Source organism: Shewanella intestini (genome assembly GCF_018221465.1).
Classification (GTDB): Bacteria; Pseudomonadota; Gammaproteobacteria; order Enterobacterales; family Shewanellaceae; genus Shewanella; species Shewanella intestini.
Map to the genome: position 1 here is coordinate 1 of NZ_JAAIKR010000021.1, position 16,178 is coordinate 16,178.

Below are 16,178 nucleotides of genomic sequence, written 5' to 3' on the forward strand. Positions count from 1 at the left end.
GAAGGATTCGAACCTTCGACCAATTGGTTAAAAGCCAACTGCTCTACCAACTGAGCTAACAGCCCATCTTGGTTTATCAATACCAATTGTATTGAATGGATAAAAAGCCAACTGTCTGATTGAACATCCAACTGAGCTAACAACCCATCTTGGTTTTATCAATACTAATTGTATCGAATGGAATAAAAGCCAACTGTCTGATTAAACATCCAACTGAGCCAACACCCACATCTGGTTTTACGTAATGATGGATTACGTCTGAATTAAAGCCTAACTGGCAATCTCACTTTCAGAGAAGTGGTGGGCTGTGAAGGATTCGAACCTTCGACCAATTGGTTAAAAGCCAACTGCTCTACCAACTGAGCTAACAGCCCATCTTGATTTTATCAATACCAATTGTATTGAATGGATAAAAAGCCAACTGTCTGATTAAACATCCAACTGAGCCAACACCCACATCTGGTTTTACGTAATGATGGATTACGTCTGAATTAAAGCCTAACTGGCAATCTCACTTTCAGAGAAGTGGTGGGCTGTGAAGGATTCGAACCTTCGACCAATTGGTTAAAAGCCAACTGCTCTACCAACTGAGCTAACAGCCCATCTTGGTTTTATCAATACTAATGTATTGAGTGGAAGAAAAGCCAACTGTATGATTGCACATCCAACTGAGCTAACTCCTTCTTACTCATTATACTAATTAGTAAGAATAAACACTGACTTAAAAACGTTTTAAAACAATTTTTAAAACTGCTTAAAAGCAACTCTCAGCAGCGTGCCGTGCTGAGGGCGCTTATAATACCGTTTTCGTATCTTCATGCAAGCGCAATTTTCTAATTTTTTGCCGTTTGCATGAAAAACGGCCGAAGAGGCTGTTTATTGATACAAATGAGACTAAAGACTGGTTAATTGTTGCTTAGCTAACCTTGCAGATGCACTATTGGGATATTCTTTTAATACTGAATTGTACAAAGAAGTAGCCGTTGTTTTATCGTTTTGTTTCTCAGCAATCATGCCTAACTTAACAAGGCTATCACCACGCTTGCTAGATTTAGGATATTTATTCACCACAATGTTAAACGCATTTTTAGCTGCATCTAACGTACCTTTATTATAAAGTAGCTGCCCCAACCAATAATTCGCATTAGGTGCGTATGTCGATTGTGGATATTGCTTAATAAAGTCACCAAATGCTGGAATCGCCTCATCGTACTTACGCTCTTTAAGAACGAGGTTCACAGCCGCTTCATAGCTTGCTGTTTCCCCCAAAGAGGAAGGCACTGAATTGGCTTCTTGTCCATGTGTATTAGTCGTAACAGGTTCTGCTGACTTGGTATTTAAATTAGCAATATCTTCATACAGTTGACGTTGTCGCTGTAGCATTTGATCCATTTGATATTGTTGTTGTTCTGAAAGTCCTCTTAACTCAAGAACCTCACTTTGCAACGTATCTAAACGTCGCTGCATATCAAATTCACTCTGTTGCTTCGCTTTTAGAATACGCTCTAACTTAGCGATACGATCTTGGCTTGAGCCTGCTGCAATATCAACAACAGGGGCAGCTGCCATAGCATTACCCATTGTAAATATCATTGCCGTCATTAAAACCGTACGTTTCATCCTGTTACTCCTAGCCCACTTTTGTGTGGTTTATATAAACTGAGATTAATAAACTAAAACACCACGACGGTTTTTAGCAAATCCACCTTCTGAGCGAGAGAAGTCTAGTGGCTTTTCTTCACCATAACTCACAATACTCATTTGGCTAGGCTGTACACCCATAGATTGTAAATACTTAGCAATCGCTTTAGCACGGCGTTCACCCAGAGCAATGTTGTATTCAGGTGTGCCACGCTCATCAGCATGACCTTCAATCAACACTTTGACATTTGGATGCTCAACTAAGTAATTACCATGAGCTTGTAAAATTTCGGCATTTTCAGTTTGAACTTCACTTCGGTCAAAATCAAAATAAATGATGTTCTCACGACGAAGCTCTTGTTCTTTTAATTTTTGTTGTTCAACAGGAGACAACACCGGTGCAACACCGCCTGTTTCAACACCGCCATTAGCATACTCACCTGATGTCTGTCCTGACGTAGAAGAGGTTGAGCTACTTGCGTCGGTTTCAGACTCAGAAGTTGAGCTACAAGCACCTAACGCGAATAAAGGGATAGCAATAACCATTGCTTTGAATAGTTTATTCAGATCCATCATAAATCCTTACTTTAAAAATTATAAAAATGGTGACCAAGCCGGTGATTTAACCGCCCCTTTACCGACTGGCAATCTAGCCTTAAATCTACCGTCCATAGAAACTGCTGCTAACACTTGTTGGTTTTTATAGGTCGTACCATAAATAACCATGGTGCCATTGGGTGCGACACTTGGAGATTCATCGAGCTGAGTTGACGATAACACCTGCATATACCTTGTCGCTAAATCCATACGCGCAATGTGATATCGCCCATTAGTGCGATTTACAAATATCAAGCTGCGACCATCAGGGGTAATTGAACCGCCTAAGTTCCACTCACCTTCAAAGGTCATTCGACTTACTTTATTAGTTTGCAAATTCACTTTATAAATCTGTGGTCTGCCACCGCGTTCAGAGGTAAACAACAGTGACTTACCATCTGGAAACCAAGAAGGCTCAGTATCAATAGCATAATGGTTGGTCACTCGCTGACTGACTTTGGTATCAATGTCGATAACATAGATTTCTGGTTGGCCATCTTTAGACAACGTTACCGCCAGTTTCTTTCCATCAGGTGAAAAGGTCGGCGCACCATTAATACCATTAAAACTACTCACTTTGGTGCGTTGCTGGGAGTAAATATCTTGGACGAAGATTTCTGCTTTGCGATTTTCAAAGCTGACATACGCTAAACGGCGACCATCAGGTGACCATGCTGGTGACATCAATGGCTCCGGAGAGCGTAATAACATTTGCTCATTAAACCCATCGTAGTCAGAAATCATTAATTGGTATGGTGATTTAGCTTCATGATTGACAACCACATAAGCAATGCGGGTTAAAAAAGCACCGCGAATCCCTGTCAACTTTTCATAAACGATGTCACTAATACGGTGGCTATATTGGCGAAATTGATTCGCACTAATCACCGTTTCACGGTTTTCTAATAAATAGCTATCTTTGCTAGCGGGCCCTTTAGTGGCTTCAAGCTGTGCTTTAACTAAATCAATGAGTTCAAATTTAACTAAATACTGGTCAACACCATAAGGTTTAACAGAACCAACAACTAAAGCTTCTGATTCAATACCATGCCATTGTTGCACGTTAAACTGCGCTACATTGGCAATGTTTTGCTGTGGCAGCGCCCGAGTATCAAGCGGCTTAAACGTGCCGCTTCGCGCTAAATCTGAAACCACGACATCTGAAATAGATGCAGGAACAGGCCCCTGCCCTTGCCAAACAAACGGCACAATGGCAACAGGTCTTGCTGCATCAATACCTTCGGTAATAACAATATCCAATGCTGCACGCACCGGAGTTGTAATGATAACAAGTGCAAACACACACCATTTAACCAAGATTTTCATGAGATTCCTTCTTTGTATAAGGCACTACGGGTTAATACGATTAATGACCGATCTCTGGAGACACAATTAAGTTAATTTCTTTCAATTTTTCATATACATCAGGTTCTGCCGACATTGGCAGTTTACCGACTTTATTAATCGCTGCCTTTGCTGCTCTACACACCACTTGATCGCCATCAAGGGTCTGACTTGCCGTAACAAAACCATCTCTTGCCAAACGTAAAAACACCCGACAACTTTTGCCCTGCATTGAGCTATCAAACACAATATATCGCTGAATAGTGGCTTGGATCATAGCTTGATATTTACCGACCTCTGACAAAACTTGTTTATTACGCGTTTTGGACAATGCAGTTTGCTCTGCCGCCATTGCTTCAGCCATTTCACGCTCTTGTTGCGCTTTAGCTTGAGCGGCAGCTTTACGTTTACGTTCCTCTTCTGCCTTACGCTTACGTTCTTGCTCCGCTTTCTTAGCTGCGGCTTCTTCTGCTTTACGCTTTTGCGCAGCTTTAGCTGCTGCTTGTTCAGCTAATTTCTTTTCATGTTCTTTTTGTTTACGAAGCGACTCGGCTTTAGCCGCTTTTTCACGTTCTTGCTTTTGCTTTAATTGCGCCGCTTTAGCCGCATCATTTGCACGCTTGGTTTCAATTTCTTTTTGCTTACGCTGAGCCTCTAATTGCTTAATTTTCTTTTGCTCAAGCTCACGCGCTTTTGTGGCCTCACGGGCACGGCGGTCAAGTTCATCTTGACGGGCTTTCTCTTTCCTAGCTTCATCTTCACGTTGTTGCTTTATTCTGGCAACGCGTTCATCTACTTTCTTCTGGTCAATCACAATTGCTTGTACAGCAGGAGCGCTTGGCGCGGGTGTAATATGCTTGGGCTTTTCATCAAAATTCACCCCCGCAATCAAAAAGATAATCACACCAACATGTATTGCACCTGAAATCATTAACGGGACAGAAAGTTCGTATTTAACAGCCAATTATTTATCCTCCGGAGAGTCGGTCATCAATCCAACCGCTGGCACACCAGAATGTTGCAAGGTCACCATTAACTGAATGACACTATCATAAGGGATTGACCTGTCTGCTTTGACAACCACAGGACGATCGGGTTCCAATTGCACTAATGCGCCGACTTCAATCCCAACTTGATCTAAGTCCATTGGATCTGAAGTTGAACCACTGCCAACGTTAAGAAAATAATCACCAGCGGCATCGATCGACGCCACAATAGGAGGCTTGCTTTCAGCTGGCAGCGCCTCGGCTTCACCTTGAGGCAGCTCAACTTTAACGCCTTGAGATACAATTGGAGCTGTTACCATAAAAATAATTAACAACACCAGCATCACGTCAATGTAGGGAACAACGTTGATTTCAGCAACGGGGCGACGACGTTTTCTTTGATACATTAGCCTGCATCCCTATCAGCGTAGGCTTGACGTTGCAAAATATTGGAAAACTCTTCCATAAAGTTCGCGTAAGACGCTTCTAACTTATCAACTTGAGTTGTAAAACGGTTATAGGCAATCACGGCAGGAATCGCTGCAAAAAGTCCCATTGCGGTTGCAATTAGCGCTTCAGCAATCCCAGGAGCAACCATAGCTAACGTGGCATTTTGAACTGCACCCAATGCAATAAATGAGTTCATAATCCCCCATACAGTTCCGAACAAGCCAATATAAGGGCTGGTTGAACCAATCGTGGCAAGCAGGGGTAAGTTATTTTCTACCTTCTCAATTTCACGAGATAAGCTCACACGCATGGCGCGTGATGTACCATCCATCACCGCTTCTGGTACTTTGCTATTCACTTTATTTAAGCGTGAGTATTCTTTAAAGCCTGCAACAAACATGGCTTCAAGCCCTGTCACACCATCGCCTCTTGCATTTAATTCTTTATATAGACGGTTTAAATCCACACCCGACCAAAACGTGTCCTCAAATTTTAATGAACGTGTACGCGCATGGATTAGCAACTTTCGTCGTTGGATAATGACGGCCCAAGAAAGCACTGACAAACTTAACAGAGTAAGCATCACTAACTTAACGAGTAAGCTTGCTTCTAAGAAAAGACCAATAAATGAAATATCAGCTTGCACGTGTGAACTCCTGAATGATAGAAGGCGGTATTGCCCTTGGGCGCATTTTTGAAAGTGAAATACAAGCAACGGTTATAGTTGCTTCGCAATAAGTTTGGTAATCGGTGTCTATCAAGCGCTGATGAAAAACCATCGAGGCTTTTTTTAACCGCATGATCTGTGACCGCACAGTCAAAGATTGTTCGAAACGCGCCGCAATTTGAAAATCAATGTCCGCTTTTTTTACCACAAATGCAATATCTTGAGAAAGTAATTCAGACTGCTTGATCCCCAATGACATTAGCCATTGCGTCCTTGCGCGTTCAAAAAAATTGAGGTAATTGGAATGATAAACAACGCCACCAGCGTCAGTATCTTCATAGTAGATAGAAATAGGCCAATCAAAGGTCATGAGGTTATGCATTATATTTATCTATTTTCGCTTACTATACCGAGTCAATTTAACCTTGTGAATAATGTTACTTATGAAATACGACTTTTACACATGAAAAGGGGCTAATGTGCACCAGATTGACGTGTAGGTGGATAATTATTAATCTTACCCTTCATTTACCATCGCGATATATCCCCATCGTCGAACTCAATACCATCGTCTGTGCCCTAACAAAGTGCTAATAGATAGAAGTCAATTTACCGGATCGACATGCATGGTGACCGCTATAAATAATTCAATAGTTCAACTAAACACACTTAAAAATCAGCCCTTGATAGAAAAATCATCTTGAACAGCATGTTCTCAACTGGCTGTTAACAAAATTTTATCTTACTTAGATTCACTTATCCGATTAAATATGCACTTTTGATGACTACAAAGCCTAAAAAGCTGATATTAAGCGGTTTCAAGCCAACTAGACGTGTTCAAGATCACACTTAATCATTAGTATAACTAATGCTTAATAAGAGTTTTTCTAGTTTGTAAACTGAGCATCTAAAACTTACTATAACTACGTTCTCAAACATGATGATTCAGTTTTGGGAGCAAAGAACATAAAATTGGTGTAACCCAATACATCAATTTCATTTGGTTCTTATGCTTGACTTCCTTCCTTCAATTTGTTGATTGCAAATTATTCGGCCTGCTTAATTTAAGCAGGCTTTTTTTTACACTTTACGCAGCATTACCACAATAAACTAATTTAATTAGTGACTTACGTAAATCTACTTAATATCTATATTTTGATGGAGAGATAAAGTGCGAGCAGTTATTTGCAAAGTAAAACTGTTACATGTCTCTTTAGTTGCAGTATCCTTGATGTCTTTTAAATAAAGATTAAAACAGAATATTGAGCATCATTTAATTAATGATTAAATGATCTCCATAAAAAAACCCCGAATCAATTCGAGGTTTTCAAATGAATTTAACAATATTTATTATAATGTTACTTAAGCTAGATTAGCTATTGCTCTTGGTAATTTTTATCACTACGCGTCGGTTGATTTGCCGGTCTGCTGCTAAAGTGTTACCCGCGACATGCCTTTTTTCACCATGTCCATTCGTTGTTATCCGAGTTTGGTCAATGCCACTTGCAACTAAAATATCTTTCACTGACCTCGCACGCTTATCGGAAACGCGTTGATTGACAGAATGCCCACCATAGCTGTCCGTATAAGCATCAACTAAAACGAGTTCAATATCCTTATCATAAGCTAAATATTGCTGCACCCTTTTCAGTTGTTGTGTAGAAAAATGTGTCAGCTCAGTTCCGCCATCTTTGTAATTAAGAACAGTAAAGGCAATATCATCAAAACTAAATGGTAATAAGTTAGCTAAACATGACCTGAATTCTTTGTATTTACCATTAAAATTAACCGATGAAATCCCAACAGCGACTTTAGAAGTCGGGTCGTACCAGTCAGCATAATAAAAAGTGGGCACCATGCCTTGACTAAGTTCATTCAACATTGCCCAAGCAGCTTTTTTAGGGACTTCGCCATCGAATTCACGCTGATAGGTTAATTTTGTAATTTCTCGAGAATTTAATCCAGGCCGCCATTGCGGCGCCATGCTGACTAATTTGGCGTTGGTGACAGCATCTGGCTTTAACCACATATCAAGGGTAAATAACATATTCATGTCTTTACCAGAATGGCTCGTAAACAACGCAGTGCCGTAACCGGGAATATTATGTTCAAGTTTGCACTCTACGGGTGAACTTTCACTGACTTTCCAAGAGGAATTTTCTAATGTTGCCACATACTGACGTAACTGAGCATTTGCCGAAAAGCTCATTAATATTGACAGTGTCAATATAAGATTGCGCCACATAAAATTACCCTTCCTCTATTAGTCTTAACTTGTTATCGGCGCTAAATTGTTTTGCTTTAGTGATAAATGCATCAATTGAATGATTTTTAAACTAACTAACATGACAGGCTCGAACTGATTGTCCATAATAGCCAGCTTATGTCATCAACCGATTTTCGATGACTTCGTTTTAAGGATGCACTAAGCATGAGTGATATTTGCGACACCAATAAATTTAAACACCGCTTTAGAGGTTATTTCCCCGTTGTCATTGATGTTGAAACTGCAGGATTCAATGCCAAGACCGACGCGTTACTTGAAATCGCTGTAACCATGCTAAAAATGAATGATGATGGTGTGATTGAATTAGATAAAACGCTGCATTACCACATTGAACCTTTTGATGGCGCGAATCTTGAACCTGAGGCATTAGCATTTAATGGTATCGATCCCACTAATCCATTACGTGGTGCGGTAGATGAAAAAGTCGCGTTTTTAGAAATTTTCAAAGAAGTGAAAAAGGCACAAAAAGCGGTAGACTGCCACAGAAGTATTATTGTTGCTCATAACGCCGCGTTTGACATGGGCTTTGTGAATCAGGCTATTGAGCGTAATTCACTTAAACGATCACCTTTTCACCCTTTTGCTAGTTTTGATACTGCAACCTTAGCAGGGTTAGCCATTGGTCAAACTGTATTGGCCAAAGCCTGTAAAATGGCTGGCATCGATTTTGATAATAGCGAAGCGCATTCTGCTTTATATGATACCGAGCGCACAGCTGAGCTATTTTGTCATATTGTTAATCGCTGGAAAGAACTGGGTGGTTGGCCACTCATTAGCGAAGACGAACAGCAAAATGAATTAACGTCATCCAATGATGACTCTTAATCAAATGCTCATTTGACACATGAAAAAATCTACACCTGAAAATGCATTTTCTTTTTCTCAAATAGGTACTACTTCATAATACTCATAAAAAAAGCTGCCAATGGCAGCTTTTTTTATTATTGATTAAGCGATTAAAGCTTGTCAGAATTGTCTTTTAAGTAAGAGGCAACGCCTTCAGTGCTCGCAGTCATACCTTCATCACCTTTAGACCAACCAGCTGGACAAACTTCACCATGTTCTTCATGGAATTGAAGCGCATCAACCATACGCAACATTTCATCAACGTTACGCCCTAATGGAAGGTCGTTTACCACTTGGTGACGAACTTGTCCGTCTTTATCAACTAAAAACGAACCACGAAATGCAACACCCGCATCAGGATGCTCAACATCGTATGCTTTACAGATTTCATGTTTAACATCTGCAACTAATGTATATTTAACTGGGCCAATACCGCCTTGATCTACAGGGGTGTTACGCCATGCGTTATGTGAAAACTGAGAGTCAATTGAAACACCAATCACTTCAACACCGCGTTTGGTAAATTCTTCTAAACGATGATCAAAAGCAATCAACTCAGACGGACAAACAAAAGTAAAATCTAATGGGTAAAAGAAAATTACCGCAGGTTTGCCTTTAATTGCAGTTGCTAAGTTAAAGTTTTCAACAATTTCACCGTTACCAAGCACAGCTGCAGCAGTAAAATCTGGGGCAGGACGTCCTACTAATACGCTCATTTATAATCTCCATTAATGGCTTAAATAGACTCAAGTAAAATTTACACCCATATAAGGATATAAAACTGGATATACCATACAAGGTATTGAGTCAGTCTATAAGGGTTTTAGCATAAAATATCGTTTATTTGCAGAAAATAACAACATAAGCAGCTCTCTTTACGCTAGTCACAATGGATAACACCGATGACAACAAAAACATTGGCGTTACACATTATTCACATCAATGACTTGTTTTCGTAAATATTAAAGTAAACTTAATAAAAAAAGACTTTAAGCTAGACAAATACGTGTTAGCAAGTCAAAAATAGCCTTTAAATTAATTAATAAGAATTTACAATATGAATGCTGTTGTTATTGCAGTTAGCTTAATGCTGCTGTTAAGTTTTGCTCGAGTCAATGTCGTTATCGCCTTAACCATCAGTGCTGTTGTTGCTGGTTTAGTCGGTGGACTAGGTGTTGACGGAACGATTTCCGCCTTTAATAACGGCTTAGGTGGCGGCGCTGAAATTGCCCTAAGTTATGCATTACTTGGGGCTTTTGCATCCGCCTTATCGCACTCAGGGTTAACAACGTTAATTTCGCAAACGCTCATCAAAAAATTAGGTAAAGAACCTAATGCAACCAATACTAACGTACTACGTTGGGTATTGTTGTTAAGCATATTAGCAATGGCGGTTTCTTCACAAAACGTGCTGCCAATTCATATCGCATTCATTCCTATTTTAATTCCGCCATTATTACTTGTCATCAATACCCTGAAGATTGATCGCCGCTTAATCGCTTGCTTTATTACCTTCGGCTTGGTCACCACTTATATGATTCTACCGATAGGTTTTGGGGGCATTTTCTTAAATGACATCTTACTGGCTAATCTAAATAGTAATGGCCTAACAGCCACCAGCAGCCAAATTCCTCAGGCCATGTTATTACCTGCATTAGGCATGGTCACAGGGTTACTCATTGCAACGTTCATCAGCTATCGTAAACCGCGTCATTATGAATCTGTTGACGTTAAAATTGAAAACACACAAACCCGCATTGATAAAAAGAGTATCGCGGTGTCAATTATTGCGATTATCTCCACTTTAGTGGTGCAATTAGCTACAGATTCAATGATTTTTGGTGCATTAACAGGCTTCATAATTTTCAATTTTTCTGGCATTTTAAAAAATGTCTCAGGACAAGACTTGTTTAATCAAGGTGTGCTGATGATGGCTAACATTGGTTTTATTATGATTGCCGCTGCAGGTTTTGCTGAAGTAGTAAAGTCAACCGGTGAAGTAATGACACTTGTCACTTCCATTGGCGACATTATTGGTGACAACAAACCATTAGCGGCTATTTTAATGTTAATTGTCGGTCTATTAATTACTATGGGGATTGGTTCGTCTTTCTCAACCATTCCAATTATTGCCACTATTTACGTACCATTAGCATTAAGTTTTGGGTTCTCTGTCCCTGCAACCATCGCACTAGTTGGAACCGCTGCTGCATTAGGTGATGCAGGCTCGCCTGCATCAGACTCGACTTTAGGCCCAACATCAGGTTTAAATGTTGACGGACAACATGACCATATCCGCGACAGTGTTATTCCAACATTTGTTCACTTTAATTTACCTTTACTTGCATTTGGTTGGATTGCTGCAATGGTGCTTTAAAGTGTAAATACCATTATTTGCTCGTTTATTAGTTATTGTGCGTAAATATTGACGATGGCTTTTAGTTAAGTTGATATTGTTAGCCAACAACCAATCATCAAACGACTGCCACTTAACCTGTAAAAATAATGACAAAAAAGGGAGCATAAGCTCCCTTTTTTGTCTCTGCGGTTAAACAGATTTATTTAGTTCCAAATATTTTATCACCAGCATCACCTAAACCCGGCAAAATATAACCTTGATCGTTTAGGCAATCATCGATTGATGCGGTAAATAGTTCAATATCAGGATGTGCTTGTTCTAGCGCTTTAATGCCCTCTGGCGCTGCCACTAACACTAATGCCTTAATTGATACACAGCCACGAGATTTAAGTAAATCAATTGTCGCAATCATTGATCCGCCAGTTGCCAACATCGGGTCAACTATCAAGGCTACACGTTCATCAACATTACTGACTAATTTATCAAAATAAGGAACAGGCTCTAATGTGTCTTCGTCGCGGTAGATACCAACGACAGAGATTTTAGCACTTGGCATTTGCTCAAGTACACCATCCATCATACCTAAACCTGCACGCAAAATAGGCACTACAGTGACTTTTTTACCTTTAATTTGTTCAACTTCAACCGGACCGTTCCAACCATCTATTGTTACAACTTCCGTTTCAAAATCTGCAGTAGCTTCGTAAGTCAACAAGCTACCAACTTCTGTTGCTAACTCTCTAAAACGCTTAGTACTGATATTTGCTTCACGCATTAAACCCACTTTATGACGTACAAGCGGATGCTTCACCTCAACGACTTTCATCTTTTTCTCCTCGATCTCACTAAAGAATGGTGATTATGGGCAAATGGTAGTGCATTTGTCCCTATCATAAAACATAAAGTTTGCCATTAACGATGAATCGTGAACTAAAGCAATATAAATCAGCTAAATATGTGTTTTATTCACCGCATAAGCATAATTGTCACTTTCTCGAGTAGTGACAAACTGGTAGAATACCGCCCCATAAAATCCCATAAAACGATGTACCCGAGAGGATCCTCCGTGAGCACCACTACCCCACTAAGTTACAAAGATGCTGGCGTTGATATTGATGCTGGTAACAAATTAGTTGATAACATTAAGTCTGCGGTAAAACGCACCCACCGCCCAGAAGTTATGGGCAACTTAGGTGGTTTCGGCGCATTGTGTGAACTGCCTACTAAATACAAACAACCGGTACTCGTTTCAGGTACTGACGGTGTTGGTACTAAGTTGCGTTTAGCCATTGACTACCAAAAACACGACTCTGTTGGTGTTGATTTGGTTGCTATGTGCGTTAACGATTTAATCGTTGCTGGCGCTGAACCCCTATTTTTCTTAGATTACTATGCAACAGGCAAGCTTGATGTTGATACAGCAACCTCTGTTGTCAACGGTATTGCTGAAGGTTGTCATCAATCTGGTTGTGCCCTTATTGGCGGTGAAACAGCTGAAATGCCTGGTATGTATGAAGGCGAAGATTACGATTTAGCTGGATTTTGTGTTGGTGTGGCTGAAAAAGAAGCCCTCATCGATGGCAGTAAAGTCACTTCTGGCGACGCACTGATTGCATTAGGCTCTTCGGGTCCTCATTCAAACGGTTATTCACTTATCCGTAAAGTCCTGGAAGTGAGCCAAGCTGACCCTAAACAAGACTTAGCTGGTAAACCACTTATCGATCATCTATTAGAACCAACCAAGATTTATGTTAAGTCGTTACTTAAGCTGTTAGAACAAACTGAAGTCCATGCAATGGCGCACATCACTGGTGGTGGGTTCTGGGAAAACATCCCACGTGTATTACCAGATGATAGTAAAGCCGTTATCAACGGTGACTCTTGGCAGTGGCCTGTCGTTTTCGATTGGTTAAAAGACAACGGTAATATTGAACAATTTGAAATGTACCGCACCTTCAACTGTGGTGTGGGTATGATCATTGCGTTACCTGCAGAGAAAGTAAACGCTGCACTTGAGATATTAACATGCGAAGGTGAAAACGCTTGGTTGATTGGTAACATTGCTGCACGTAATGGTGATGAAGAGCAAGTGGAGATCATCTAAATGTCAGCTCGCTGTCGTGTCGTTGTACTTATTTCTGGTAATGGTACAAACCTTCAAGCCATTATTGATGGTTGTGATGATACCTTAACGGCTGATGTCATTGGGGTAATTAGCAATAAACCCGATGCTTATGGATTAATCCGAGCTCATCAGAGTGAAATTGACACCAGTTGTGTAATACCACACCTTAATGAAAGTCGTGAAGATTATGATGCTCGTTTACTTGAGAGCATCAACAAATACCAGCCTGACTTAATTGTTCTTGCAGGCTTTATGCGTATTTTGAGCAACAACTTTGTAGAAAAATTTATTGGCAAGATAATCAATATTCATCCATCGCTATTGCCTAAATACCCTGGTTTACACACACATCAGCGGGCCATTGATGCCGGTGACAGTGAGCATGGCGCAAGTGTCCACTTTGTTACCCCTGAGTTAGACTCAGGCCCGGTGATTTTGCAAGCTAAAGTCCCTGTGTATTTAGAAGATGATGTTGAAATACTATCTGAACGAGTACATGAACAAGAGCATGCAATCTATCCCATGGTGGTCAAATGGTTTAGTCAACAACGCTTAACAATGCAATCGGGTAAGGCTTATCTTGACGGTAATCTTATTGGAGAACATGGTTACGCTGCAGACTAATTTATTAACTGCACGGTATCTGACACAAAAAATCTCGCTAATGCGAGATTTTTTTTAAGTACCGATGCTAATTTGCATGCACTAGGCTTATCTAACGGGTAATTCAATATTTTCAAACATGCGATCAATTAATTGTTGGTCTCGTAAACCAACGGCCTTCTCTACTACTTCACGCGTTAAATGCGGCGCAAAATGGTACATAAAGTCATACATATAACTCCGTAAGAAGCTACCACGCCTAAAGCCAATTTTAGTGGTGCTATGACCAAATAAATGGCTAGCATCAATTGCCACTATGTCGGTGTCGACTTCAGGATCAATTGCCATACTAGCAATAACACCTACACCCAAACCTAATCTAACGTATGTTTTTAGCACATCAGCACTTGTTGCACTAAACACGACTCTAGGATCGAGATTTGCCCGGTTAAAGGCCATTTCAATTTCAGAAGCTTTATCAAACCCAAAAACGTAAGTCACTAACGGATGAAGCGCTAAATCTTCGATAGAAATAGACTTTCTTGTCGCTAATGGGTGACCTTTTGCAACCACAATTGAACGATTCCAATGGTAACAAGGTAACATAATTAAGTCGGCATATAGATGCATCGCTTCAGTAGCAATAGCAAAATCAGCATCACCTCTGGCAGCAAGCTCGCTAATTTGCGTTGGTGTACCTTGGTGCATATTTAAATTAACTTTAGGATAACGCTTAATAAAGTCTTTTATTATCGGCGGCAAAGCGTAACGTGCTTGGGTATCTGTCGTTGCAATGTTTAATTCGCCTTTATCGGGCTGAGTGTATTCTTCCGACACCTTTTTAATGCTTTCAACTTTACCTAAAATATCATTGGCAATGTCAATTACTTGTTGCCCAGCAGGCGTGACATGAGTTAAATGTTTACCACTTCGACCAAAAATTTGGATACCTAGTTCATCTTCAAGCATTCTGACTTGTTTGCTGATACCAGGCTGAGACGTATAAAGGTTTTCCGCCGTAGCAGATACATTTAAGTTATGCTTCACAACTTCTGCAATGTACCTCAATTGTTGCAATTTCATACAAACCTCAATTAAACGCCCTGTTTTATGTGCTTATAACTTGTCTAAAACACATATTATCTATAATCAAATGTTATAGTACATACTAAATTTTAATGCAAATAGTAATAACAAAATGCATTTATTTGAATGTTTATTATCCTAGCTGGAACCAAGGTGTTAACAAATATCAAATAACAGATTAAAAAACCAGGAAATTGCTTATTTTTCAACGACAGTAAACTTTTCTTACGCTAATATATTAATTGGGTTTAAATAAGTACAATTTGGTTATCAACAGATTTTCTGGCAACCTAAGAATGCATGCCCAAAGAATTTTATCACTACACGGAATTTATATGTCTCTGATCATGGTTCTCGTCCTTGTTGGCGCCTTACTTTTATTAGTTATTGGCTTTAGTCTTATACAGCAACAAAAAGAACGAGCTGAAGCTGAACGCCGAGTTGAAATAGCCCGCCAACGCGCTATTATCGACGAAACTGAAAACGTGCTTTCTCATACAGGCATGGTTCCTTGTTCTAACAATATTATTTTGGTGCTTTACAAGCGTATTGAAGATGCTCTTGCACAATCAATCTCATTTACACTTGGGCAAACAAAATCTGACTATGAGCGGCGTTTAATTGATTTACGCAGTCAAATTGAAAAAATGAAGAACACCAAGTCAACTGCACCTTCAATTGAAACTTTTCGCTTGCCAGATAATGACAAACAAATTTTAGAATTAGTGAAAACACTTAAAAAGCTTAAAGCCATTCTTCGCGCTGAACATAACAAAGGCAAAGTTGAACCAACGATATTTACAGAAGAAGAAATGCGAATTGACAGCTTACAGCTTCGAATTAACGTGGACTCTATGATCAGCCGTGCTCGTGCAGCTTGCTTTATGAAACAATATGGCTCAAGTAAACAAATGGTCACTAAAGCGTTGAATACACTGCAAGCAATTAAAGCACAAACACCAAATGATCCATTTATCTCAAAGAAAGTCGATGAAGCAAAAAAATTACTAGAAGAAATTACAGGCGCACAAAAAAATGCTGATCCACTTCCAGTACCGCCAAAAAAAGAAGGCAGCGAATTGGATATGCTTTTCCAGCCAAAGAAGAAGTGGTAACCCGATTCAAAAATAAAAAACCGCTTCGGCGGTTTTTTATTGCCCTTCAATCCTCTAAAGCCTTTCGAGCAC

The 16,178-nt window shown here is 39.9% G+C and carries 16 protein-coding genes and 2 tRNA genes; 5 read left to right on the forward strand and 13 right to left on the reverse strand.

Annotation, left to right across the window (positions count from 1 at the left end; genetic code table 11):
* Nucleotides 1–298: 298 nt before the first annotated feature.
* The 10 genes from G3R48_RS16065 to G3R48_RS16110 all read right to left on the reverse strand — a co-directional run bounded on the left by G3R48_RS16065 (nt 299) and on the right by G3R48_RS16110 (nt 7,930).
* Nucleotides 299–374, reverse strand: a tRNA-Lys gene (locus G3R48_RS16065).
* A 152-nt stretch (nt 375–526) separates the two neighbouring features.
* Nucleotides 527–602: transfer RNA gene (locus G3R48_RS16070), tRNA-Lys, on the reverse strand.
* 292 nt (nt 603–894) lie between these two features.
* Nucleotides 895–1,620: a tol-pal system protein YbgF gene (ybgF, locus tag G3R48_RS16075; RefSeq protein WP_153666253.1), complete on the reverse strand. Its 726-nt coding sequence runs from the start codon at nt 1,618–1,620 to the stop codon at nt 895–897.
* 45 nt (nt 1,621–1,665) lie between these two features.
* Entirely contained in the window at nt 1,666–2,214 is a 549-nt protein-coding gene (gene pal / locus G3R48_RS16080) for a peptidoglycan-associated lipoprotein Pal (protein ID WP_153666252.1), read from the reverse strand.
* Between the two features lie 21 nt (nt 2,215–2,235).
* Nucleotides 2,236–3,564 (reverse strand): Tol-Pal system beta propeller repeat protein TolB, encoded by a 1,329-nt coding sequence (tolB, locus tag G3R48_RS16085; protein WP_153666251.1) that lies wholly within the window; start codon nt 3,562–3,564, stop codon nt 2,236–2,238.
* A gap of 40 nt (nt 3,565–3,604) precedes the next feature.
* A complete protein-coding gene (gene tolA, locus G3R48_RS16090) occupies nt 3,605–4,546 on the reverse strand; it encodes a cell envelope integrity protein TolA (protein WP_194823924.1) in 942 nt (313 codons plus the stop codon).
* Complete coding sequence (tolR, locus tag G3R48_RS16095; RefSeq protein WP_153666250.1) at nt 4,547–4,975, reverse strand: protein TolR; 429 nt, start codon at nt 4,973–4,975, stop codon at nt 4,547–4,549.
* Nucleotides 4,975–5,664, reverse strand: coding sequence for a protein TolQ (gene tolQ, locus G3R48_RS16100; RefSeq protein ID WP_212593398.1), 690 nt, complete (start codon nt 5,662–5,664; stop codon nt 4,975–4,977). The genes tolR and tolQ overlap by 1 nt, the downstream gene beginning before the upstream one ends.
* Nucleotides 5,654–6,055 (reverse strand): tol-pal system-associated acyl-CoA thioesterase, encoded by a 402-nt coding sequence (ybgC, locus tag G3R48_RS16105; RefSeq protein ID WP_153666248.1) that lies wholly within the window; start codon nt 6,053–6,055, stop codon nt 5,654–5,656. Before ybgC ends, tolQ begins: the two co-directional genes overlap by 11 nt.
* Nucleotides 6,056–7,057: 1,002 nt before the next feature.
* On the reverse strand, nt 7,058–7,930 hold the full coding sequence (locus tag G3R48_RS16110) for a flagellar protein MotY (protein WP_153666247.1): 873 nt from the start codon (nt 7,928–7,930) through the stop codon (nt 7,058–7,060).
* A 186-nt stretch (nt 7,931–8,116) separates the two neighbouring features.
* On the opposite strand from G3R48_RS16110, the gene rnt reads away from it, so the two are divergent.
* Nucleotides 8,117–8,797 (forward strand): ribonuclease T, encoded by a 681-nt coding sequence (gene rnt / locus G3R48_RS16115; protein WP_153666246.1) that lies wholly within the window; start codon nt 8,117–8,119, stop codon nt 8,795–8,797.
* Between the two features lie 131 nt (nt 8,798–8,928).
* On the opposite strand, the gene G3R48_RS16120 is transcribed toward rnt, so the two are convergent.
* Nucleotides 8,929–9,534: a peroxiredoxin C gene (locus G3R48_RS16120; protein ID WP_153666245.1), complete on the reverse strand. Its 606-nt coding sequence runs from the start codon at nt 9,532–9,534 to the stop codon at nt 8,929–8,931.
* A gap of 341 nt (nt 9,535–9,875) precedes the next feature.
* Between G3R48_RS16120 and G3R48_RS16125 the strand changes: the two genes are divergently transcribed.
* A complete protein-coding gene (locus G3R48_RS16125) occupies nt 9,876–11,195 on the forward strand; it encodes a Na+/H+ antiporter family protein (protein ID WP_153666244.1) in 1,320 nt (439 codons plus the stop codon).
* Between the two features lie 181 nt (nt 11,196–11,376).
* Here the strand turns inward: G3R48_RS16125 and upp are convergent, their stop codons facing one another.
* Complete coding sequence (gene upp, locus G3R48_RS16130) at nt 11,377–12,003, reverse strand: uracil phosphoribosyltransferase (RefSeq protein WP_153666243.1); 627 nt, start codon at nt 12,001–12,003, stop codon at nt 11,377–11,379.
* 240 nt (nt 12,004–12,243) lie between these two features.
* Between upp and purM the strand changes: the two genes are divergently transcribed.
* Nucleotides 12,244–13,281, forward strand: a complete 1,038-nt coding sequence (purM, locus tag G3R48_RS16135; protein WP_212593399.1) for a phosphoribosylformylglycinamidine cyclo-ligase — start codon at nt 12,244–12,246, stop codon at nt 13,279–13,281.
* Nucleotides 13,282–13,926 (forward strand): phosphoribosylglycinamide formyltransferase, encoded by a 645-nt coding sequence (gene purN, locus G3R48_RS16140; RefSeq protein WP_153666241.1) that lies wholly within the window; start codon nt 13,282–13,284, stop codon nt 13,924–13,926.
* Nucleotides 13,927–14,013: 87 nt separating this feature from the next.
* On the opposite strand, the gene cysB is transcribed toward purN, so the two are convergent.
* Nucleotides 14,014–14,988 (reverse strand): HTH-type transcriptional regulator CysB, encoded by a 975-nt coding sequence (gene cysB / locus G3R48_RS16145; protein WP_153666240.1) that lies wholly within the window; start codon nt 14,986–14,988, stop codon nt 14,014–14,016.
* A gap of 338 nt (nt 14,989–15,326) precedes the next feature.
* Between cysB and G3R48_RS16150 the strand changes: the two genes are divergently transcribed.
* Nucleotides 15,327–16,106, forward strand: coding sequence for a hypothetical protein (locus G3R48_RS16150; protein WP_153666255.1), 780 nt, complete (start codon nt 15,327–15,329; stop codon nt 16,104–16,106).
* Nucleotides 16,107–16,178: the final 72 nt, after the last annotated feature.